Source organism: Streptomyces sp. HUAS TT11 (assembly GCF_051553595.1).
In the GTDB taxonomy this organism is placed as follows: domain Bacteria; phylum Actinomycetota; class Actinomycetes; order Streptomycetales; family Streptomycetaceae; genus Streptomyces.
In genome coordinates, this window is record NZ_CP196184.1 from 470,912 (window position 1) to 493,124 (window position 22,213).

22 protein-coding genes are annotated in these 22,213 nt (G+C 68.7%); 11 read left to right on the forward strand and 11 right to left on the reverse strand.

What is annotated here, in order from left to right; all coding sequences use genetic code 11:
- Positions 1-315: 315 nt before the first annotated feature.
- Positions 316-654: a putative quinol monooxygenase gene (locus ACSHXN_RS02345; protein ID WP_355141843.1), complete on the forward strand. Its 339-nt coding sequence runs from the start codon at positions 316-318 to the stop codon at positions 652-654.
- Between the two features lie 112 nt (positions 655-766).
- On the opposite strand, the gene ACSHXN_RS02350 is transcribed toward ACSHXN_RS02345, so the two are convergent.
- The 3 genes from ACSHXN_RS02350 to ACSHXN_RS02360 form a co-directional block, all read right to left on the reverse strand.
- The gene (locus ACSHXN_RS02350; protein WP_356112472.1) at positions 767-1,564 is read right to left on the reverse strand and encodes a maleylpyruvate isomerase family mycothiol-dependent enzyme; all 798 of its coding nucleotides are present in this window, start codon (positions 1,562-1,564) and stop codon (positions 767-769) included.
- A gap of 35 nt (positions 1,565-1,599) precedes the next feature.
- The gene (locus ACSHXN_RS02355) at positions 1,600-1,812 is read right to left on the reverse strand and encodes a hypothetical protein (protein ID WP_356293889.1); all 213 of its coding nucleotides are present in this window, start codon (positions 1,810-1,812) and stop codon (positions 1,600-1,602) included.
- Between the two features lie 117 nt (positions 1,813-1,929).
- Positions 1,930-3,312: an NADP-dependent succinic semialdehyde dehydrogenase gene (locus tag ACSHXN_RS02360; protein ID WP_356112476.1), complete on the reverse strand. Its 1,383-nt coding sequence runs from the start codon at positions 3,310-3,312 to the stop codon at positions 1,930-1,932.
- A 506-nt stretch (positions 3,313-3,818) separates the two neighbouring features.
- Between ACSHXN_RS02360 and ACSHXN_RS02365 the strand changes: the two genes are divergently transcribed.
- On the forward strand, positions 3,819-4,703 hold the full coding sequence (locus ACSHXN_RS02365) for a helix-turn-helix domain-containing protein (RefSeq protein WP_438302520.1): 885 nt from the start codon (positions 3,819-3,821) through the stop codon (positions 4,701-4,703).
- A gap of 24 nt (positions 4,704-4,727) precedes the next feature.
- Complete coding sequence (locus ACSHXN_RS02370; RefSeq protein WP_355141851.1) at positions 4,728-5,483, forward strand: SDR family oxidoreductase; 756 nt, start codon at positions 4,728-4,730, stop codon at positions 5,481-5,483.
- A 367-nt stretch (positions 5,484-5,850) separates the two neighbouring features.
- On the opposite strand, the gene pntB is transcribed toward ACSHXN_RS02370, so the two are convergent.
- Together pntB and ACSHXN_RS02380 are read right to left on the reverse strand one after the other, a co-directional pair.
- On the reverse strand, positions 5,851-7,326 hold the full coding sequence (pntB, locus tag ACSHXN_RS02375; RefSeq protein WP_438302521.1) for a Re/Si-specific NAD(P)(+) transhydrogenase subunit beta: 1,476 nt from the start codon (positions 7,324-7,326) through the stop codon (positions 5,851-5,853).
- A 6-nt stretch (positions 7,327-7,332) separates the two neighbouring features.
- Positions 7,333-8,877, reverse strand: coding sequence for a Re/Si-specific NAD(P)(+) transhydrogenase subunit alpha (locus tag ACSHXN_RS02380; RefSeq protein ID WP_355802577.1), 1,545 nt, complete (start codon positions 8,875-8,877; stop codon positions 7,333-7,335).
- On the opposite strand from ACSHXN_RS02380, the gene ACSHXN_RS02385 reads away from it, so the two are divergent.
- The 4 genes from ACSHXN_RS02385 (at position 8,804) to ACSHXN_RS02400 (ending at position 11,100) form a co-directional block, all read left to right on the forward strand.
- A complete protein-coding gene (locus tag ACSHXN_RS02385) occupies positions 8,804-9,007 on the forward strand; it encodes a hypothetical protein (protein ID WP_355141869.1) in 204 nt (67 codons plus the stop codon). The genes ACSHXN_RS02380 and ACSHXN_RS02385 overlap by 74 nt on opposite strands.
- 25 nt (positions 9,008-9,032) lie before the next feature.
- Positions 9,033-9,185 carry a hypothetical protein gene (locus ACSHXN_RS02390; protein ID WP_355141857.1) on the forward strand — a complete coding sequence of 51 codons (153 nt, stop codon included), beginning with the start codon at positions 9,033-9,035 and terminating at the stop codon, positions 9,183-9,185.
- A gap of 490 nt (positions 9,186-9,675) precedes the next feature.
- Positions 9,676-10,563, forward strand: a complete 888-nt coding sequence (locus ACSHXN_RS02395; RefSeq protein WP_438302522.1) for a helix-turn-helix domain-containing protein — start codon at positions 9,676-9,678, stop codon at positions 10,561-10,563.
- Positions 10,564-10,623: 60 nt separating this feature from the next.
- On the forward strand, positions 10,624-11,100 hold the full coding sequence (locus ACSHXN_RS02400) for an SRPBCC family protein (RefSeq protein ID WP_355141861.1): 477 nt from the start codon (positions 10,624-10,626) through the stop codon (positions 11,098-11,100).
- Positions 11,101-11,213: 113 nt separating this feature from the next.
- Here the strand turns inward: ACSHXN_RS02400 and ACSHXN_RS02405 are convergent, their stop codons facing one another.
- A complete protein-coding gene (locus ACSHXN_RS02405; RefSeq protein ID WP_438302523.1) occupies positions 11,214-12,179 on the reverse strand; it encodes an AraC family transcriptional regulator in 966 nt (321 codons plus the stop codon).
- A gap of 98 nt (positions 12,180-12,277) precedes the next feature.
- Between ACSHXN_RS02405 and ACSHXN_RS02410 the strand changes: the two genes are divergently transcribed.
- The 4 genes from ACSHXN_RS02410 (at position 12,278) to ACSHXN_RS02425 (ending at position 16,354) form a co-directional block, all read left to right on the forward strand.
- Complete coding sequence (locus ACSHXN_RS02410) at positions 12,278-12,997, forward strand: SDR family oxidoreductase (protein WP_438302524.1); 720 nt, start codon at positions 12,278-12,280, stop codon at positions 12,995-12,997.
- A 155-nt stretch (positions 12,998-13,152) separates the two neighbouring features.
- Entirely contained in the window at positions 13,153-13,674 is a 522-nt protein-coding gene (locus ACSHXN_RS02415; RefSeq protein ID WP_438302525.1) for a DinB family protein, read from the forward strand.
- An 81-nt stretch (positions 13,675-13,755) separates the two neighbouring features.
- Positions 13,756-14,685, forward strand: a complete 930-nt coding sequence (locus ACSHXN_RS02420; protein ID WP_438302526.1) for a GNAT family N-acetyltransferase — start codon at positions 13,756-13,758, stop codon at positions 14,683-14,685.
- A 580-nt stretch (positions 14,686-15,265) separates the two neighbouring features.
- Positions 15,266-16,354, forward strand: a complete 1,089-nt coding sequence (locus tag ACSHXN_RS02425; RefSeq protein WP_438302527.1) for a hypothetical protein — start codon at positions 15,266-15,268, stop codon at positions 16,352-16,354.
- A gap of 305 nt (positions 16,355-16,659) precedes the next feature.
- On the opposite strand, the gene ACSHXN_RS02430 is transcribed toward ACSHXN_RS02425, so the two are convergent.
- The 5 genes from ACSHXN_RS02430 to ACSHXN_RS02450 all read right to left on the reverse strand — a co-directional run bounded on the left by ACSHXN_RS02430 (position 16,660) and on the right by ACSHXN_RS02450 (position 22,139).
- Positions 16,660-18,396, reverse strand: a complete 1,737-nt coding sequence (locus ACSHXN_RS02430) for a SpoIIE family protein phosphatase (protein ID WP_438302528.1) — start codon at positions 18,394-18,396, stop codon at positions 16,660-16,662.
- Between the two features lie 490 nt (positions 18,397-18,886).
- The gene (locus ACSHXN_RS02435; protein WP_355140316.1) at positions 18,887-19,675 is read right to left on the reverse strand and encodes a DUF427 domain-containing protein; all 789 of its coding nucleotides are present in this window, start codon (positions 19,673-19,675) and stop codon (positions 18,887-18,889) included.
- A 93-nt stretch (positions 19,676-19,768) separates the two neighbouring features.
- A complete protein-coding gene (locus ACSHXN_RS02440; RefSeq protein WP_356112496.1) occupies positions 19,769-20,218 on the reverse strand; it encodes a cupin domain-containing protein in 450 nt (149 codons plus the stop codon).
- A gap of 199 nt (positions 20,219-20,417) precedes the next feature.
- Entirely contained in the window at positions 20,418-21,311 is an 894-nt protein-coding gene (locus ACSHXN_RS02445) for an RNA polymerase sigma-70 factor (protein WP_356112497.1), read from the reverse strand.
- Positions 21,312-21,656: 345 nt separating this feature from the next.
- Positions 21,657-22,139 (reverse strand): VOC family protein, encoded by a 483-nt coding sequence (locus ACSHXN_RS02450; protein ID WP_355140314.1) that lies wholly within the window; start codon positions 22,137-22,139, stop codon positions 21,657-21,659.
- Between the last annotated feature and the right edge of the window lie 74 nt (positions 22,140-22,213).

The following is a 22,213-nucleotide window of genomic DNA, read 5'->3' on the forward strand; positions in this document are numbered from 1 at the left end:
ATTCCACCTGACCGCCGGATCGGCGCCGTGGCCAGGTCACTCACACCATCCGGCTGTCAACAACCTCGCAGCTCGGCTCTCCCCCAGTCCGTCGTACTGCATCGGGGCCGTGACGGTGGTGAAGAACGGTCTCTGAGACGCCACCGGCGCCATCGCTTCTCGTGTCGGATGGCTCCAGGAGCCCGCGGGTCGACAAGGATTCGGACCGCGGCAGGGCCCGACCGCCGTCGTGCCCTCCTGATGCACGGCCGTCCCCGGAGGTGTGGCAACCGGGGCGGGACCATCCATCCCTGCGACCACGAGGAGCACACACCCGTGAGCGACACCCCTGCGACCATCTGGCCTCTGGACGATGCGCGACCCGGCGAGGTCGTCGTGATCGCTCGTTGGAGCCCGGGTCCCGGCGAGAGCGGGACCATCGCCGCGCTGCTGCCCGAACTGATTCAGAAATCTCGAGCCGAGCCCGGCTGCCTCGGCTATCAGGCGTACCGCCCCGACGGCGACGTCGACGGCGACCTCGTGCTCGTCGAGCGCTACGCCGACCAGTCCGCGCTGGACGCGCACCGCGACAGTGTCCACTTCCGGACCATCGTCCTGGAGCGCATCGTGCCGCTGCTCGCGGACCGCCACGCGGTCGTCACAAAGGTGCGGTAACCCGCTCGGCGCGGCCGCCGGGTCGGGCGCCGCGGCTCCGGCGGGCACCTCCCCGGAGCCGTACCGACGAGCAGCCGGATCGGGACGTGCATGAACAACAGCTTGACCACCGCTAAATGATGTTGAGGCAGTCGAGGAAAGGGGTCACGGCAGATACGTCCCCCGTGATGCTGCAGTAGTCGCGCCAGGGTTTGCGGGTGGTGGCCCATGCGATGAAGTCCAGGGCCGTGCTGTGGACTTGGACGGTGGCGTCGGCGCCAGGTGCCACGGTCAGCTGCCCGGTGGGCTCGTTCGCGGGGAGGATGGTGACGGTGGTGGCGCCCGGCCCGGTCAGGTCGAGGACGATGGGCCGGTTCACGGTGGCGGTGAGTTCGGGTCCCTGCATCTGCGGCAGGCCGGCGAGCATGAATTCGACGGCGGGGGCGATTTGGGAGTCAACCGGTTCCGGGACGGTGTAGGGAAGTGGGCCGTCCGGGGCGAGCATGTCGTTGCGCAGGTGGCAGAAGACGTTGAACGCCATGGTGTTCGCCAGGAGATGGCGTGGATACGTTCCGAGCCCGGGTACCTCGACGGGCTCACCGGCCCCGGGCGGCTCCTGGGCCGCTTCCAGGAGGTCCAGTTGCCGGGGGCTGCTGCGCCGCCATTCGTCGAGGACGTCCGCATGGCTCCAGCGGCGCCGTTCGTCGACACGCACGTCGTGGTAACGCTCGCGGTTCTTCGGCAGTGCGGGATCGGGCGGCGGTGGGTCCACCGCCTCGGAGGCGAGGGCCGCGAGGTGGGCCACCACATCGATGACACGCCAGCCGTCACACGCGGACGGCAGCTCCCATTGCGCGTCGTCCACATGGGGCACGATCTTTGCCAGATCCGCCGTGCTCGAACGCGCGGCGGCGATGCCGGCACCCGTCAACGTTCCTCCTCCGCCTCGCTCGAAGGACGGCCCGGTCAGGTCGTGACCTGGCGGGACGTTCGGTAGGTCGCGGCGACGTCCGTACGGCCGAGTCGATCGTCGGTCGCCAAGTGGAGTCGTTCATCGACGACTTCCGCGATGCCCACGTGCAGACCGGCGGCACGCGGTGTGTCGGTGATCAGCCCGGCGTCCTTGGCGGCCGCTTCACGAGGGAAGGAGGGGGTTTCGGGGGCCTCGTCGAGCATCATCGGGCCCTTGCTCCGCACGTACGGGCTGTCGAGGCCGCTGCCGCCGATGAGACGCGGCGCGGGCCGCCACGAGCGGCGTAGCTTGCCGACGGTGTCGACCGCCCGGCTGCCGGACGGTCAGGCGTCCTGGCCGACCCAGACGGTCTTGGCGTTCATGAACTCCCGCATGCCGAGGTCGGACAGTTCGCGTCCGTATCCGCTGCGTTTGACGCCGCCGAAGGGGATCTCGGGGAAGCTGGTGGTGTTGCCGTTGATGAAGGCCATGCCCGACTGGATGTCACGCACGAACATCTCCCGCTCGGCCTCGTCCTCGCTCCACAGGTTCGAACCCAGGCCGTAGGGATGCCCGTTGGCCTCCCGCAGTGCCTCCTCCAGCGATCCGACGGTCCAGATCTGCGCGACGGGGCCGAAGACCTCCTCGTGATACATGTCCATCTCCGGTGTGATGCCGGTCAGCACGGTGGGTGGATAGAACCAGCCCGGCCCGTCCGGGCGTTCACCCCCCAGCAGAACCCTCGCGCCCTTCGCGACGGCGTCCTCGACGTAGGCCTCGACATCCCGGCGGCCGGACTCCGTGGCCAGCGGTCCCACATCGGTGTCCTCGTCCATCGGGTCGCCCACCACCAACGCCCCCATCTTCGCCACGAACATCTCGATGAACGCATCACTGATGTCCCGGTGCACGAAGAACCGTTTGCCGTTGATGCACGACTGGCCGTTGTTCAGGCACCGCGCCGTGACCGCGACATCGGTGGCACGCTCCAGATCAGTGGACGGCATGACGATGAACGGGTCGGATCCGCCGAGTTCGAGAACCACCTTCTTGATCTCGTCACCCGCGATGGTCGCCACCGACCGCCCCGCCGGCTCACTGCCCGTCAGGGTCGCGGCCGCCACCCGCGGATCGCGCAACACCTGCTCCACCCTGCGCGCGGAGATCAGCAGGGTCTGGAACACGTCGTCCGGGAAGCCCGCTTCACGGAACAGTTCCTCCAGGTAGAGGGCGCACTGCGGGACGTTCGAGGCGTGCTTGAGCAGTCCCACGTTCCCCGCCATCAACGCGGGAGCGGCGAACCGCATGGCTTGCCACAAGGGAAGGTTCCACGGCATCACCGCGAGCACCACCCCGATCGGCTGGTACGTCACGAACGTCTGCTTCGCGCCCACACGCCCCGCGTCGGCCTCCAGGTCCCGCAGATACGCGGGACCCTCGGCGGCGTAGAAGCGCAGCCCGTGAACGCACTTGACCACTTCCTGCTCCGCCGCGCGGAACGTCTTGCCCATCTCCGAGGTGATCATCCGGCCGACGCTCTCGATTTCCTTCTCAAGACGGTCGGCAGCGTGATGGAGGCACTCCGCCCGCTCCTCCACGCTTGTCAGCCGGTACGAGGCGGCCGCAGCCGCCGCTCTGGCGAGCTTGTCCTCGAGTTCCTCGGGAGTCAGCTCGTCGAAGCTCCGGAGGACCTCACCTGTCACGGGACTCGTGGTTGCGATAGCCATTAATCCACGGTATTGCCGCCCGATAAAATCGGCAATTCACCCATTTGCACCATTTACCGACTCGCGGGGCGGGCCGGCGCACGGGATGCCGTCGGGCGCGGCCTCGCTGAGTGCGAGGGTGGTGCACCTTGCCCTCGCCGACCAGCTCGTCCATGGCCCCGACGGTCTCCTCGATGGGCACGTCCGGGTCGAAACGGCGCATGACACGGGGCGACGTGGTTGATGCCCAGCCGCTTCGGCGAGCGTTCGAAGTGCTCGCGGTTGCGCTCGGGGTGGCCATCGATGACCGGGCCGGGGCGGCGGCCTGCCGCTGTCGGCTTGACGGCAGGCCGGCCGCTCGATCCGCACCAAGGTCTTTGTCGTCACTGCGCGATCTACGCCTCGGTAGAGCGTCGAGGCCGCCGGGGCAGTTCGCCTGATCACGCGGAGTGGCACAGGACCTACAGATCCAAGGGGGGTGTCACAGGGCCCCGGGTGGATCGTGCCACGCGGCATACGCTGCGGTTATGAGCGATTCGCACGACGACAACCGGCTGGGCAAGTACCTGCGGGCGCGTCGCGAGCTGGTGACCCCGGAGCAGGCGGGAATCCCCGCCGGCGCCAACCGGCGCGTGCCCGGGCTGCGCCGCGAGGAAGTGGCGATGTTGGCAGGGATCAGCGCCGACTACTACCTTCGGCTCGAGCGCGGACGCGACAGAAATCCCTCCACTCAGGTGCTCGAGGCGATCGGCCGAGTGCTGGGGCTCGACGAGGTGGAGCAGAGCTATCTGCTGGGCATGATCGCGCCACGTGTACGGCCCCGCAGGCGTCACCGACCGGAGCGAGTACCGGCTCGCCTGCATCAGCTTCTGGCGACGATCGGGCTGCCGGCCTTCGTCGAGGGGCGTGCTTTCGACGTCCTCGCCTCCAACGACCTGGCGGCCGCGTTCTCGCCTCGTCTCCGGCCGGGCGAGAACCGGCTGCGCTCGCTCATGCTCGACCCGGAGGAGCAGGCGTTCCACCGGGACTGGGCGACTGCGGCGGCAGACTTCGTCTCCGCGTTCCGCCGACAAATAGGCGAGGACGTCGACGATCCCCGCTTCATCGAATTGGTCGGAGAGCTCGCCCTTTCGAGCGAGCGATTCCGTGCGCTGTGGGCGCGCCATGACGTACGCGAGCTGGAGGGCGGCACTGCCCTCGTCAACCATCCGGTCGTCGGTGAGATGGATCTGCACCGCGACAAGTTCCCGGTGGAGAACGTGATCCTCGTCGTCTACTACGCCGATCACGGCAGCGACAGCGAGCAGAAGCTGCGGCTGCTCGCGTCGTATGCGGTCGACGGAAGAGGGGGTCCTGCCACTCCCCGTCCCAGCGGGGCTCTCCCCCGGTCCGACGAGGCCTCGCAGGATTGAGAGGTCCACTTGGAAAGGGAACTCATGAACATCACCTCACGCACTGTTCTCATCGTCGGCGGCACCTCGGGGATCGGCCGCGAACTCGCCCGGCGGTTCGCCGCCGCGGGGAGCACCGTCGTCGTCGGTGGCCGCAATCCCGAAGCCCTCGCCCAGCTGGCTGCCGAAGGGTTCGGCACCACCGAGCTCGACGTCACCGACGACGGCTCCGTCACTCGGGCGCGAGACGCTGTGCTTGCCCAGCACCCCGACCTCGACACCGTCGTGGCAATGTCGGGCGTCATGCTGCCGGAGGATCTGCGCGACCCGGCACACTTCGAAGCGGCCCGGGCGACGATCGACACCAACCTCGTCGGCACCATCCGAGTGGTGGATGCCTTTACCCCGCACCTGATCGAACGTGGCACCGGCACGATCATCACCGTCACCTCGGGGATCGCCTTCCTGCCGTTCCCGCCGATGCCGACCTACGCCGCCTCGAAGGCCGGCGTACACGCCTACTCCGAGGCGCTGCGCGCACAGCTGGACGGCACGGGCGTCGAGGTCGTCGAACTCGTGCCGCCCGCGGTGGCCACAGCCGGACAGGATCAGGTGAATCCCCATGCGCTGCCGCTCGACGCCTTCGTCACCGAGGTCATGCAACTCCTGGCCCAGGACCCCACCCCGAACGAAATACTCGTCGAGCGGGTGAAGATGCATCGCTGGGCGGAGCGTGACGGCAGCTACACCGAGCTGGTCGCACAGCGCTCCCAGGCACTCGCGATGCTGCCCGGGCGCTGAGAGCACCGCTGGAGCACGCCGCGCCACCTGCCGACGACAGTTGGTCCACGAAGGGGCGTCGATGTTCCGCGGTACGCAGGTGCCCCCGGGCTCGGCCGGTTGTGCCACGGCGTGTCCGGCCGGGGTGGGAGCCTCGGGGGCGTCTGATCGGCGCACCAGGTCGGGACACGGCTTTCTGCTCGTCCAACACCACGGCTGCACCCGTGAGTTCGCCTTGCACCGCTGCCATTCGACTGCTCCGCTCACCGTGCCCGCCCAGCGACGTCTGATGTGGCCCTCGGCGTGCGCAGCTCGCGGGTGGGCTCCCGGCGAGTCGCGGTGGGGCGGGGAGGCCGTCGCCTCCCCGCCCCACCGCGACCGCCGCTTCTCACACGGGGGTGGGCTGCCCGGCCGCCTCCTGACCCTCGTGCGACGCGGCTGAACCCGGGTCCGTCGCACTCAGCGAGCGCAGTATGCGCTCCACGCTCTCCTTGGCGTCGCCGAAGAGCATGCGGCTGTTCTCGCGGAAGAACAGCGGGTTCTGTACGCCCGCGTAACCCGAGGACATGGACCGCTTGAACACGATGACATTCTCGGCTTCCCACACGCGCAACACCGGCATCCCGGCGATGGGGCTGGACGGATCCTCCTCCGCCGCCGGGTTGACGGTGTCATTGGCGCCGATGACCAGCACCACCGTGGTGCCGCCGAAGTCGTCGTTGATCTCATCCATTTCCAGCACGACGTCGTACGGCACTCTGGCCTCGGCCAGCAGCACGTTCATGTGCCCCGGGAGCCGCCCGGCCACCGGGTGAACGCCGAACCGGACCTGCACCCCGCGCCGGCGCAGGGCCTGCGTCAGCTCCGCCACCGGGTGCTGGGCCTGGGCCACCGCCATGCCGTAGCCGGGGGTGATGATCACGGAGGTGGCGTTCTCCAGCAGCTCCGCGGTCTCCTCGGCGGTGGTCTCACGGTGCTCGCCCTGCTCGGTCGCGGCGCCCGACGGCGCCTCGACGCCGAAACCACCGGCGATCACCGAGATGAACGACCGGTTCATCGCCTTGCACATGATGTACGACAGGTAGGCGCCCGAGGAGCCGACGAGCGCGCCGGTGACGATGAGCAGGTTGTTGTTGAGCAGGAAGCCCGCCGCCGCTGCCGCCCAGCCCGAGTAGCTGTTGAGCATCGAGACGACCACCGGCATGTCACCGCCGCCGATGGAGACCACCAGGTGCCAGCCCAGTACCAGCGCCAGGGCAGTCACGGCGATCATCAGGCCGAGGCTCGGAGCCACCGTGAACCAGGTCGTCAGGCCCACGAAGACGACCAGAGCACCGAGGTTGAGCGCGTTCTTGGCCGGCAGGGTCAACGGGCGGGACTTGATGCGCCCCGACAGCTTCAGGAAGGCGACGAGGGAGCCGGTGAAGGTGACCGCGCCGATGAAGATGCCGATGAACACCTCGGCATGGTGGATACCCAGCAGGTCCTGGGTCACCCGGGTCTGCGCGCCACCGTGCGCCTCGACCTCGTAGTAGCTGTTCCAGCCGACGAGGACCGCGGCCAGACCGACCAAGCTGTGCAGTACCGCGATGAGCTCGGGCATCTGCGTCATCTCCACCTTGCGCGCCCGCCACAGACCCACGGCGCCGCCGATGACGGTGGCGACCACGATCAGCAGGACGGCGGTGACCGACACGTCCTGCGACGCGGCCACCACGGTGGCCACGAGCGCCAGCGCCATGCCGGCGATGCCATAGGCCACTCCGGCGCGCGAGGTACGGTGCTGGGAGAGTCCGGCCAGGCTGAAGATGAACAGCAGCGCGGCAACGATGTCGGCGGCCCGGGCCGCCGTGGTCGAGTTCATCGATCATCAGCCTTTCGAGAACATGCCGAGCATGCGGCGGGTGACGGCGAATCCACCGAAGATGTTCACGGTGGTGAGCATGATCGCCACGAACGACAGCACGCTGACGGCCGGTCCCGCGTGGCCGATCTGCAGCAGCGCCCCGACCACGACGATCCCCGAGATGGCGTTGGTGACCGACATCAAGGGGGTGTGCAAGGCGTGGTGGACCTTGCCGATGACGTAGTAGCCGATGACCACGGCCAGCGCGAACACCGTGAAGTTGCCGACCAGTTGGGCCGGGGAGAACGCGATGAGGAGGAACATCGCGAGCATGCCGAGACCGATCAGGCCGTAGCGCACAGCGGGCGACAGGCGCGTCTCCTTGACCTGGGGGGTCGCCGTCACCGGCGCCGGGATCTGCCGGGTCGGCTCCGCCGACACCTCGACGGGCGGCGGGGGCCAGGTCTTCTCGCCGTCGCGTACCACCGTTACCGACCGCTGCACGACGTCGTCGAAGTCCAGCGTCAGCCGCCCGTCCTTGCCGGGCGTCAGCAGCTTGAGCAGGTTGACCAGGTTGGTCCCGTACAACTGCGAAGCCTGCGCGGGCAGCCGGCCGGCGAGGTCGGTGTACCCGATGATCGTCACGTCGTTGTCCGTGACGATCGCCTTCCCGCTGACGGTGCCCTCGACGTTGCCTCCCTGCGCGGCGGCCATGTCGACGATGACACTGCCCGGCTTCATGGATGCCACGTCAGCCGCGGTGATCAGTCTCGGAGCGGGGCGGCCGGGGATCAGCGCGGTGGTGATGATGATGTCGACGTCCCTGGCCTGCTCGCGGTAGATCTCGGCGGCACGCCGGTCATAGGCCTCGGAGGTCGCCTTGGCGTAACCGTCGGAACTCGCCTCCTGCTCCACCTCGACGGCGAGGAACTCCCCGCCCATGGAACGGACCTGCTCCGCGACCTCGGCCCGCGGGTCGGTGGCCCGGACCACGGCGCCGAGGCTGCCCGCCGCCCCGATCGCGGCCAGACCGGCCACGCCCGCCCCGGCGACGAGCACCTTGGCCGGCGGTACTTTGCCGGCCGCGGTGACCTGCCCGGTGAAGAACCGTCCGAAGACGTGGGCCGCCTCGATCACCGCCCGGTATCCGGCGATGTTGGCCATGGAGCTGAGCACGTCCATCGACTGGGCGCGGGATATGCGCGGTACGGCGTCCATGGACAGGACGGTGATCGACCGTTCGGCGAGCTCGTCGACGAGGCCGGGGTTGAGGGCGGGAGCGATCAGGCCGATGAGGACCGCTCCGTCGCGCAGCTTCTGGATCTCCTCGTGCGAGGGGGCATTGACCTTCAGGACCACGTCCGCCTGCCAGGCGTCGCCGACGCGCGCGCCCGCCTCGTTGTACGCGTCGTCGGAGAAGCCCGAGGCCGCTCCGGCGCCAGGCTCCACGACGACCTCGTAGCCGAGGGCCAGGAGCCTGCGGACACTGTCCGGTGTGGCCGCCACGCGAGTCTCCCCGGCGGTGGACTCGGTGACGACACCGACCTGCTCTGGGGGTGAATCCGACATCACTCTCCTGTTCCACTACGTGTTCCTGGGGCTGAAGGCACACTCCTACCCGACCACCGGCTCGCTCGCCACCCCATTGCTCGGTGAGCGGACGGGGCTGTTGGCCCGTCAGAAGTGCATTCCCTGGTGATACTGCGCCAGTCGACGACATCTCGTTGTCGCCACTGCTCGACATACCCACCGGTGGTCTGCTGCTGCACGCCGTCGGCCGGCTGCCCCACCACCACGACGGCTCGTTGCCGACCATCGGGGTCGTCGGGCGGGATCTGGTCCTGGCGGACGAGGCGACGGAGAGCGTCAGCGCTTGATCCGCCCTCTTCCTTCGCCGTTTTCGGCCCAGCCCGCGGCAGCGGAAGGCCGTCGAGCCTGGCCGGCTGCTCGCCGGTCGGCTCGACCGTGGCGCCTCACCCGACCAGCGGGCGAAGGGCAGACGATCAGGGAACCGGCCGCCGTCACCCACGCCGCAAGGATCGGCCGGACGAGTTCACCGCACGCGGCGCCAGATCTGCGCGAACGTTCCGAGACGGACCGTTGCGGAGTCCGGGCGGGTGGGAAACGACTCAAAGTCGCCCGACGTGGTCCTCCGGCCGTCGGCCAGGTCGGAAGCCGGTCGGCGTCAGGAGTTGCTGCGCGTGCCGGGCGACCTCCGCCCTCGCTGCGGTGGACGCCGCGGGAACCCCGCCCGTCTGTCTGTGGGCGCCGCGCCGCTTGTCCCTTTCCCCTGGTACGCCGGCTGCACGAGCGGCCAAGGACGCAGCCAAGCCTCGTGTCCGCATCGCGTATCGCTAAGCTCCCGGCATGTTCGATTCGCCCGACTTCGATCTGGCGCCGTACGGCGATGTCGACATGGCACAGTACGTACGGCGCAGCTACTGCAGTTGGAACGACTCCAACTGGAGTTCGTTGCTTGTGCAGTGCTTCGTGCACGCGCGCCAGGTCGAGTACCTGCACCTGCCCGGCACCTGCGATGTGCATCTCGTGCTGTGCACTGCCGGGCAAGCCGTCATGCGGGTCAGCTCCGAAGGGACATCGGCCAAGCGTCGCTGGACGGCCGGGCGGCTGGAACTCATGGTGCCGGGTCGTTCGACCGTGCGCAGCTATGCAGCGACCTCCGCCCTGTCCACCGTCCAGGTGCACATCCCGCACGCTGTCATCGCGCGGACCGCGGCTCAACTGGGTGGACGCCGACCGGACTTCGAGGCCATGTCCGCCGCGCTGGGCATGGGCGACCCGATGCTCGAACACCTCGTGCAGTCACTGCCTGCTCATCGGGAGGCGGGTGACTTGTACGCCGAGTCGGCTGCCGCCTTCCTCGCGGTACACCTGCTGTCTCGCGGGCGGGATCCGCGTGTACCGGACAGTGAGCACGCCGCCGTCCGCAAAGGCGTCTCCATCATGCAGGACCGTCTGGCCGAGCCTCTCACCCTCGCCGACATCGCGGCCGAGGTGCACTTGAGCGTCTACCACTTCGTACGCGTCTTCCGGAACGCCACCGGCGAGACGCCACATCGGTATCTCACGCGGCTTCGCATCGAGCTGGCACAACGGCTGCTGTCGGAGACCACCCTCACCATCGAGCAGATCGCCCGACGGTGTGGTTTCGCCGGCCCCGGCCCCTTGTCATCGGCGTTCCTGCGCCACGTCGGCGTCCGGCCGTCGGTCTACCGCAAGCACCGCAAGATGTGATCGACAGGTGGGCAATCCGGCGCATGTTCTCGTACACCACCGCCGGCCTACGTTCGAGAAATGACGTTCACCTATTCCGTGACAGCGCACTCGCAAGCGAACCCCGATGTCGTTTACTCAGCCCTTGTCCGCGCGGGTACCTGGCCCCTGTGGTCGCCGATCGACGCTGCCGAGGTCGCGGCGGGCAATCCGGACGATGCTCAGCAGGCCGGAGACACCAGGATCTTTCGAACCGGCCGGGCCGTCTCGCACGAGAGGATCGTCGAGCTGGCCAAGGACAAGCGATTCGTCTACGAGAACGTGGATGGACCGTTCCGCTTCTACCGAGGGGCCGTCGAACTCGCGCAGCCGTGTGAAGGCGGCACCGACATAGTCTGGTCGGCGGAGTTCGCACCCAAGTTGCCACTGACCGGCCTGCTTTGGCGCTGGTATCTGACTCGCTACATGCAGCGCATGGTGCAAGGACTGGCCAGGTATGCGGAAGACGCCGGAAACCAGACCTCAGACTCACCTCGATCCCGGCCCCTCACCATGTGACGGAGCCGGCAGCGCAGTTCGTCGCAGCTTGAGGGCCCGCCCGGGAGACGGCCGACCACCCGCCTCACCGACCTCACGACCTCATCGGCCCGGACATGCTCGTGTCGGCCATGTCAGACGGCCGCAGTGGCAACGCCGGTCGGAGCCGGACCGTCTTCGGAGCGGGTTGTCGCCCTGAACTGGCCCGGCGGCTGGGAGCGCGCCCGGCGGAAGGCCCGGCTGAAGGCATAGGCGGAGGAGTAGCCGACCGAGGCTGCGATCGCATCGAGGCTGTCGTCCGTGTCACGTAGCCGCCGGGCCGCGAGGTCCATCCGCCAGCGAGTGAGGTAGGTGCCCGGCGACTCGCCGGTCGCAGCCGCGAAGCGGCGGTCGAGAGTGGCCCGCGAGACGCCGACCTCACGGGCGAGGGCGGCAGTCGTCCATGGTCGTGCGGGCTGCTCATGAAGCCTGGTCACGGCGGCTCCCACCACGGAGTCACCGAGAGCCCCCAGCCAGGAAGGTTCCGACGCCCCGCCGGAGGCGAGCCACGCCCGCAGCACCTGGACGAGCAGTACGTCCACCAGCCGGTCGAGAACCACGCCGGTGGCCGCACGCGGGGCGGCGAGCTCGCGGCCGAGCAGGCGCACGGTGTCCTCGGCCAACCCGTCCGGGTCACTGTCGGCGCGCAGATGGAGCACCTCAGGCAGCAGGGGAAGAATCTGCGTCGAGACGCTCTGATCATGGTCGTATTCGGCGCACAGGACGCGGGCACGCACCGGTCCGGTGCCGATCGACACGGTTCCCGAGGCGGTGGCATGCCAGTCGTCGAACGTGTGCGGCCCGGTGCGGGCCACTGCTGCCGGGTCACTGCCGAGTGCGTGCTCGGCTCCTCCGGGCAGCAGGACGACGTCCCCCGGCATCAGCTGAAGGGGCGCGCCGTCGGGCAGACCCACCCAGACAGTCCCGGAGGTGACAGCGTGCAGCGACGCGCGCGGCGTCGCCGAGGTCCACCACCAGCCCCAGTCTTCGCCGGCCTCGATCCGCGCGCCGACCGCTCCCCGCACATCCGACAGCGCCAGCACCTCTGCGAGCAAATCCACAGATGCAGCCTACCTGAGCACCGTCATAAGACAAATGGCCATCTCATTGCGCCAGACAGCCATCGCTTCACTCACTATGTGCGTCATACGGTGAGCACATGAAGATCTCAGGAAGCACTGCACTGATCACCGGGGCCTCGCGTGGCCTCGGCCGCCACTTCGCCGAGCAGCTCCTCGCGCGCGGCGCCAAGGTGTACGCGACCGCGCGGGACCCCGAACGCGTGGACGTCACGGGGGTCGAACGCCTGCGCCTCGACCTCCTCGACCCGTCGTCCGTCACCGCTGCGGCCGAGGCCGCCTCGGACGTCACACTCGTCGTCAACAATGCAGGCGTCAGCCTCAACCAGGATCTCGTCACGGGCGACCTGGACAAGATCCGTCGCGAGCTGGACACCTCCTTCTACGGCACGCTGGCCGTCGTACGCGCCTTCGCTCCGGTGCTCGCGGCCAATGGTGGAGGCGCGTTCCTGAACGTACTGTCGCGGATGTCGTGGCTCTCCTATCCGGGGGCGAACTCCTACGCAGCGGCCAAGGCGGCTGCCTGGAGCCTGACCAATGGCGTCCGCCTGGAGTTGGCCGAACAGGGCACCCACGTGACCGGCCTGCTGATGAGCGCCACCGACACCGACATGATGAGCGGTTGGGACATCCCGAAGAACGACCCGGCGGATGTCGTGCGCCAAGCCCTGGACGGGCTCGAGGCCGGTGCCCTCGAAGTCATCGCGGACGAGGACACCCGCCTGGCGAAGGCCGCACTCAGCGCCGACCCGGGCGAGACGTACAGTGCGCTCCTCACGGCCGCCGGGCACTCGCGGTGACCCGGAGCGGGGCCCAGCAGTGATCGTGCACCGAGCGAGCGGGGCATGTCGGAGACAAGGCCGGCAGGAAGCCGGACCGACCTCCCCCTCATGTGTGTCCCGGGTATCCGAGAACCCCCTGCGTCACCGCCGAAAATGAGGGATCCTGGACGGTCGTGACCGAAAATTTGAGCGAACCAGTCCTGGACAGTGAGGTAGGGGCGCTTCTCAGGGCCCTTGAAGGCCAGCGCCGCCACGTTCTGGGCATCCTTGACGGGCTCGATGAGGAGGCTCTGCGCCGGCCCGTACTGCCCTCCGGGTGGCACTGTCTGGGGCTGGTCCAGCACCTCGCGCTGGACGTCGAGCGCTTCTGGTTCCGCGCGGTCGTCGCCGGGGATCCGGAGATCATCCATGGACTGACGAGCGGCGACGAAGCGTGGAACGTGGCGCCGGAAGTCCCGGCCGTCGAGGTACTCGACGCATACCGGCACGAGGCAGAACTCTCCGACGCCCTTATCACCGCCACCCCTGCCGATGCCGACCTGGCCTGGTGGCCCCACGACCTCTTCGGTGAACCGCATCTGCACAGCCTTCGCGACGTCCTGCTGCACGTCATCACCGAGACCGCGTGCCACGCCGGCCACCTCGACGCGGCCCGAGAGCTCATCGACGGCCGCCGCTGGCTGGTCCTCACCTAACCGCCCTTCCCGGGGCGGCACGGGTGAATGAGCCCGCCCGGCCGTTGCGGGTCATGAGGTTGTTGACGCCGGACGGATGACTTGCTTGCTCGGCGATTCTCTGACCATGGTCAGAGAATGGAAGGTGAGCAGGTCGAGGCGGTCCGGCGTTTCAACCGGGTCATCACACAACGGGTCGGGGCGCTTGAGGAGGCGTACCTTTCACGCGAGCATTCCCTCGGCCTCTCGCGGCTGCTGTGGGAGATCGGATCCGAAGGCGCAGAGGTCCGCGTGCTGCGCTCCCGGCTCAGCCTCGACTCGGGATATGTGAGTCGCCAACTTCGGCGTCTGGAGTCCGAAGGGCTCGTGACCACCGATCCCGATCAGAACGACGGCCGGGTGCGGACGGTGCGGCTCACCGACGCCGGTGCCTCCGAGCGTGCGCTGCTGGATCGCTCTTACGACGAACTCGCGGCTTCGATGCTTGAGCCGCTCACTGCGTCGCAGCGCGAGCGTCTGGTTGCCGCCATGGCCGAAGTCGAAAAGCTCGTCATCGCGTCGCTCGTGCGCATAGAGATCACCGACCCTCGCGACCCGGACGCCCGATTCTGCCTGCGGTCCTACTTCACCGAGCTGGGACGCCGGTTCGACGGCGGTTTCGATCCATCGCAGAGCATCCCGGCCGGCGACCAGGAGATGAGCCTGCCGAACGGGCTGCTGCTGGTTGCGACGGTCCAGGGATCGCCCGTCGGATGCGGAGCCCTCAAGCTCCACGCCGACACCGGGATCGCCGAGGTCAAACGCATATGGGTCTCCTCTGGGGTCCGCGGGCTCGGGCTGGGCCGGCGGCTGTTGGAGTGCCTTGCGAAAGAAGCCTCAATACGGGGGATGTCGACACTGCGGCTGGAGACGAACCAGACACTCACCGAGGCGCGGCACCTCTACGAGACAGCCGGCTTCGCCGAAGTCGAGTCCTTCAACGACGAGCCCTACGCCCACCACTGGTTCCAAAGGGCCCTCAAGACCGTCTGAAGTCGGAGGCTGAAGCATTCGACGGGCACATACGGCCCGCCGGCACCAACGCCCTCCCGGACCAGAGGTCCAGGAGGGCGATCGACTTCGTGACAAGGGCGAAAGCATTCCTCGCCACGCACGGGATCACCCGGATCGAGCCGGCCGTCACAGACCGCGGATCCTGCTACCGCGCCCACGACTTCGCTCACCTGCTCCAAGAAACCCGCCACCAGCGCATCCCCCCTCCCGTCCGCCCACCGCGGCGGCAAGTCGCCGGGCACGCGGGCCGTCGCAACGTCGACGGCCGTGCGCGATGCAGGGATGGACGGACCGACCACGGGCGCGCGAGGGCAACACCCGCTTCCGACCGCGTCGGCCCACCCTGACGCCCGACTCCCGACTTTCCCTGCTCGTCGCCCACCCACCGCACGGCGAAGCAGTCCTGGTGGGGCCGGGACGGTGAACGGACGGAGACGACAAGGGGGCTGGTGTCCCGCGCGCGTCACAGAAGGGCAACCAGCCCATCCGCAGGCCCGGACGGGCTGGTGAAGGGCCGCATCATGGTGCGGGGAGAGAACGACAAGGGGGGTACGGGGCAATGGAATTCACGGTCGAGCGGACGTTGAGAAGACGCGGGATGCGGTGGACGAGCTGGGGGCTCGTCGTGCTGGCGGGTTCGCTCGTATGGCTGATCAGCTCTGTGGGCAACGCCGTCCCCGGCGCAGCGTTCGTGGGGGTCTTCTCCGCGCTGGCGGTCTGGCACGGGTGGAACGAGCTGCGCAAGGCGCGGCGTCCGTTCCGGTTGCAGATCGACGGCCGCGGAATCACGCTGCACGACGCCGCGCTGTCCTGGGAGCAGATCGACGCGGTCGCCCTGTGGCACGATCGCGCGGCGGACAGCGACACCACGCCGCCCGATCCGCGGCTGATGCTCTGGACGGCGCCGGGCGTGACGCTACCGCGCAAGCAGGACCGCACCTGGGACGGCCGGAATCGCTACACCCTGGTGAGCTGTTCGGACCTCGACCAGAGCGTCTCGCAGCTCACCACTGCGCTCGCCAGGCACGGCGGCGCCCACTTCGAGACGGCACCACGTGCGGTACGGCCACCGATCCCGGTGACCGTCGCCGGACCCGAACTGAGTGTCCCCGGCGGTGAGCGGACCTTCACGGCCGACCAGGGCGCCGGCCGGAAGGCGGTCGTCTGGACGATACTGGCGCTGCTGTGCAGCACGGTGTTCGTGTTGCTCAACCTGTATCTGATCCGCCACCCCGAGAAGGCCGACTACGATTCAGGAGCCGGGATCCCCCTCACGGTGTTGGCCCTCGCCGCGCTCGTCTTCTGGATTCAGGTGCGCTCTTCCTACGTCCGCTGGCGCAAGCCGTTGCGGCTGCGGATCGGGGGCGCAGGCATCGGCATGCGCGAGGTGGCCGGTGAGGAGAGGTACTTCCGGTGGGCGCAGATAGCCACCGTCTCGGTCGGGCCGCAGCAGTACAGCTCCGACTCCCGTCCCTGCCTCACCGTGTGGCCGCTGCCGGGCACGCACGCCCACGACCATCCGAGCCATCTGTCCGACGGTCATCGGGCCTACGTCCTGCCTGGGCTGGACCGGCTGCCGGGGGGCCTGGCGGCGGTCGTGCCGGTGCTGCGAGCCTACGCGGGCGAGCGGTACGCCGAAACGGCGTGACAGTAGCGGCGGAAGGGCCACACCAGTTGGCCGTCCTGCCACGTCGTGGGCACGCTTTTCCTCTTCAGCGGCGGTGGGCGTGAGCGAGCGCGTCCAGCCGGCAGTGCACATCCGGCGCTGTCCGAACTGAAAACGCTTCCGCAGGACTGCCGTTGGTTGTGTTCCTCGTCGAGAGCGACCATCGTGTCGGCGTTTCTTATGGCGCGCGGCCCGCGGCGTGTATCCGGTCGGGCCGACGATGACGGCCACCGCCGATTTCGAATCCCCGTCGTAACGGTGGTCGAGGCCTGGTGTCGGTGGTCAAGTCAGGTCGGACCGGGCGCTCCTGGAAGTGATGGCGGCGCACCTCGAGCACACGAACCGGGCACCCGCATCGCCAGAAGGGCCACGTCGTCGTCGTTGTCGGGTGGGCGTGCCCGTGCCAGCAACTGGTCCGTGAATGTCTCCAGAGGACGGTGGGCCAAGGCGGCCGCGTGCCGGCGCAGCCGGTTCAGGCCCTCGTCCAGGGAGTGGCCGGGAGACTCGATCAGGCCGTCGGTATACAGGATCAGGGTCGCGCCGGGCGGCAACTGCACCGTCGCATCCGGACGGACCCGGTCGGGCGCGACGCCGAGCAGTATTCCGTGGCCCTCGGTCAGGTACTGGGCCAAGCCCTCGTGACTGACCAACAGGGGCGGTGGATGGCCCGCGTTGGTCCAGGACAGCTCACACTGACCGGCCTCGTTCACCGTCATGCGGGCGAAGATCAATGTGGCCATGGAGACCTCCGCTATGTGCAGGATCGCATGGTCGAGCCATTCCACGATCTTGCTCGGCGGCTCCTGCTGGGACAACGCGTACGCGCGAAGCATGTTGCGCAGCTGGGCCATGCCTGCCGCCGCGTCCAGGTCGTGTCCGACGACGTCGCCGATGGCGACGGCCGTGGCGCCGTCCGTCAGGGTGAACGCGTCGTACCAGTCGCCTCCGACCTGCGAGGCGTCCGGCGCGGGCAGATAGCGGACGGTCATGCCGAGGCCGGCGACATGCGGAAGATGCGGCAGGAGATGGCGCTGCATGGTCTCGGCGACCTTGCGTTGCCGCTGGTAGAGGCGGGCGTTCTCGAGGGACAGGCCGGCCCGGCGAGCGATGTCTTCGAGCAGGGCGACGTCGGTCGAGGTGTACTGCTCGGGCTGGTCCGCACGGCCGAGGGTGATGGCACCGAGTACGTCTACGTCACGCAGGCTGGGGATGGGGACGACGACGGCCGAGTGCATGCCGGTCACCTCGAACAGGCGCCGCTGCTCGACCGCGATGCCGGAATCGGACCGTCCCTGGTAGGTCTCGGGACCGATGCGGCTCGACGCGACGCCGCGCAGGGCTCGGGACAGAGGCATCGAGGACTCCATGGGCACGGGCGGCATCGGGCCCTGGAGATCCTCCCGGAACACCACGGTTCCGCCCTCGGCGTGGGCGACGGCGAAGCGGAGCACCTCGTCCTCCTCGCTGATCAGGTCGATCACGGCCCAGTCGGCGAGGCGGGGCAGGAGGAGGCCGATCAGGCGGTGCAGCGCCTCGTTGATGTCGAGAGTGGAGGTGAGCAAGGTGGTCGTTTCGGCGAGCAGCGCGAGCCGTTGCAGATCGGAGAGCCGCCCGCCGCACAGCAGCTGCTGCTCGGGCCGTTCCGCCAAGCCTGCCGAGTGGAAAAGGACGAGGGTGATCGACGGCCTCACATCGATGTCACAGGGGGTGGCGAGCCATGCCACCGGCAGCAGCGTGCCGTCCCCGCGCTCGAGCCACTCGTCGGCACCCTGTTCCGTGCGCCCGGCGAGGATGCACGCCCGGAGCCGGCACTGGGACCTCGGCACGGATTCGCCGCGGCTGTTGCGATGCAGCAGGTCATGGGCGTCCTGACCGAGCAGACCCGAGGCCGGGCGCGCCAGGAGTTGTTCGCCGCGCCTGTTGACTCCCACGATGCAGCCACGTGGGTCCGTGAGGAAGGCGCCCGTGCCGAGAGCGTCGAGGGCCCTGGCAACCGCCTCCCGGGAACCACCCTGACCCGTCATGGCCGCCTCCCCTCACCGGAGAAACGCCTAGTCCGCCCCCTTTTCAGGTTCCCCATCGGGAGCAGGTGATGCCCCCCGTCGAAGAGGCGCGCTGCACCTCGCAGCCGCCCCCGTCTCGGGTTGGGGTGGCGCGGCAGCAGCACAGTGCATGTGCTTCCGTCGTCCGAGTGCGGTGCCCCTTGCGGCAGTGGCAAAGGTGTCTCGCTCCGGCTCCCTTCCGCAATCAATGGGCGACGGACGGTGTCGGCGGTGCGGCTCACCGGCACCTCACGGAGACTCAGGACGGGTCGGCCCCTGCACTCCCCTTGTCACGGAGGGTAATCGGGCACCCTCATGCTCCCGGCGAGGCCCCGACAGCCAAAAGGGGTCCGCGGGGCCGAGCAGGGGTACGCCCGGGGCGCGGCCTGCTGCTTGCCACCTTGGAGGAGGCCGACCTCCGGCGGGGGTCGCACCGTCGGCCGTTCGCTCCCGAACGACGCGGTATTCAGGACTACGTGGCAGGGCCCCGGGTGGGGTCGATGGGCCTCGGCAGCAGAACACCGTCGACGTACAGATCGACATGCTCGTTGTAGAACGCTGCCAAGCCCGCGATGCGGTTGGCGTGAATGGTCGGGAAGTCGTACGCCCAGGCGATGTCCTCGTGGGAAGCGGTGTCACTGTCGAACGACCAGTAGCCGCTGGTTGTCCCCTTGTAAGGGCATCGCGTCACCGTGTCCGAGCGGCGCAGCTTCGTCCAGTCGACATGCATGCGCTCCACGTAGTAGCGGGTCGGCAGGCCGGTCTCGAAGAGCTTCACGCAGTTGGGCGCCTCCGCGAGCACGACCCCGTCCAGCTCCACCCGTACGCTGCTGGCCGATCGCAGCGCGTCCACGCGAGAGTAGGGACTTCTGGGGTGCACGAAGACGGGCTCGTCCTCCTCGAACCACGAGTCGAGCGCGTCCCACTCGAAGCGCACGGTGTTGAGCAGAGACTGCGGGCTGCCCTCGTCCCACACCCATGCCGCACCCTCGCGAACCTCCGAGCCGACCTGCAGTGTGTGCCGGCGAGCGGGGCCGGCGCCGCGGTGCTCGGTGTGATCGTCGTCGATGAGCACGCCGTCGACCAGATCCTCCACCGGAATGCTGAACTGCGGGTAGGCGCGCCACTCCCACACATAGAGCGCACGCCGCGTGTCGAAGACGACGCGGCCTCCGATCAGTCCCCTGATCCTGCGCGGTACGGGTTCGACGTGCCCGACCGGGACGATCAGGCTCGGGTGCAGAACACTTTCGTTTGCCATGGTGACCTCCGTTTGCTCGTTGCTCGTTCTTCCAGCGCTCGCCCGCCCGCCGGTCGTGTCCGTGACCGGCGGGCGGGCGGGGCGGAGGACAGGTCAGGGCCGTGGAGCGCGCAGGTGGGCGCGTTGCTCGAGTTCCTCTGCGTCGACGAGTTCGAGCATGGGCTTGCCCGGCGCGCACATCATGGTGACCACGAACGAAGTCCTGGCGTCGGTGAGGGCGTTGCCGTCCTGGTAGTGGATGACGTCGCCGCCCGGTTCCCAGAACGTGCCGCCGGCCTCGACGATGCGCTCGGGCTCGCCCTCGAGTTCGAAGCGCACAGCGCCCTCGACGACGTAGCCGAACGCCGGACCCGAGTGGCGGTGCGGCGGAGTGCCGGGATCGCCGGGCTCCCACTCCACATGAATGGTCATCGCCGAGGCGCCCTCGGGGACAGTGATCGGCGCGGCGTCCTGAAGCAGCTTCGCCGCCCTGGTCCAGCTCGGGCCGTCCTCAGCGCCGCCGTGATGAACGTGACCGTGGTCGTGTTGCGGATTGTTCGACATGGTGTCGCACCTCCATAGGTCCTCGATGTCATGGGGTCCGGCCCACCGGCGGAGGCAACCGTCCTCCCGGCGGTGGGCAACCATGGACACCTCATGGGAATGACCGAGGACACGGTGGATCCGTGACATGCCCGTGCAGGGGGACATCGCTGCTCTTGGGTGTGCGGGCAGGCCTGTGACCTCGCGATGTGCCCGGGTGTCAGGCCAAGGACGAAAAACCGTTGAGTTTCGACGGGTTGAGCACCCAGAGGAGCCGCCTGATGCCATCCGCGCCCGCCTCGACGCTCAGCAGGGCGATCACGTGCATGCCACGAGTGATCAGCGCACACGTACGGCCGTTCGCCTCCACCCAGCGAGTGTGGGTACCCGGCCAAAAACGCGGCTGGAAGGCCACGATGTACCGCGCGACACGGCTCCTGCCCAACACCGGGATACGCGACGCGCCTCGTACGCCGCCGCCGTCCGAATAGCTGGCCGCGTCCGAGGCGAGCAAGGCCTCGAGAGCCGCCAGGTCACCGGTCCGGGCCGCCGTGATGAACTTGTCGAGCAGCCTGCGGTGTTCGTCTGCACCGACGTGGCTGCGCCGCTCACCGGCAATGTAGGTACGGGCCCGGCGTGCCAGTTGGCGGGCATTGGCCTCGCTGGAGCCGATGACGGCAGCGATCTCCCGGTAGGAGTAGTCGAAGGCTTCTCGTAGTACGTAGGCCGCCCGCTCCCTCGGCTTCAGCCGCTCCAGGAGCAGCAGGACCGCGAAGTCCAGGGCCTCGCCCCGTTCCGCACCGACGGCCGGATCGGCGCCCGTGTCGACCGGTTCGGGGAGCCACGGTCCCACGTACGTCTCGCGGCGCTTCCGCGCGGACGTCGCTACATTGACGGCCAGCCGTGTCGTCACCGTCGACAGGAAGGCGGTGGCGTCAAGGACGGCCGAACGGTCCGTGGTCTGCCACCGCACCCACGCGTCCTGCACCACGTCCTCGGCCTCCGCGGCGCTGCCGAGCATCCGGTAGGCGATGCCGAACAGCCTGGGTCGGAGGCTGTCGAACACCACCACGGCGTCCCGGAGGTCGTCCGCCTCCGGTCGTTCCGCCCGCAAGGTACACGTCCTGTCGCGCCCCACCGCTCGTCGACTCCTCTCACAACTGCGTCCGGACCCGCAGGCCCCAGCCGCCGGGACGCGGCTGGGGCCACCGGCCCCTGCACCTATGACCAGGTAGCCCTGCCAGACGTGACAACCACGTCCTCACGCTCGTGCCCGCATGGCGTCACGCGCCGGGTTTTTCCGGACGAGAGCCTTTTGCGCACAGTGCGCATGGTGCCGGGCACGTCTCCGGTCGACTCAGGCGGCCGCCCCACCGGTGCGGGGACGCCTTACCGACTGGGGTCCTGCTCGCGATGTGCAGATCGTCGCGCTCGCATGCCTACGTGGCGCGCCTCGGCACTAAGCAGCCGGTCCGTCCGACGTGTCTCCGTCCCCGTTCGGCCGGGCGGCCAGAATTCCGCTGAGCAGGCCGGTGGACTGGCCGACCTCGATGAGGTAGCCGTCGGGGTCGCGCAGATAACAACGCAGTTCGGAGGTGCGGTCGAGGGGTTCGGTCAGGAAGCGGGCCCCCTTCGCGACGGCGTGCGCGTAGAAGGAGGCCATGTCGGCCACGCGCACGTTCAGGAAACCGGACACTCGATCGCCGCTCCGGGGCACTTCCAAAGTGACATCCGGCTTGTCGGGAGTCGGTCCTCCACCGGGGTTCATGATGATCCAGGTGTTGGCGACCTTCACGATTGCCGGGTTCTCCTCCATCACGACCTCACCGCCGAAGACGTCCGCGTAGAACTGCCGCGCGACCGCCACGTCGCGCACGGTCAGGAAGTGGGTGAGGAGGAGGCCGTGCTCGGGTGCGGGAAGATCACTCTTGGACGTCGTCATCGTTTGTTGCCCTCCGTAGGCTTACGTGATCATGGATGCTCCTGCCCGCACCATGGGCGCGGACGGCTCACCGC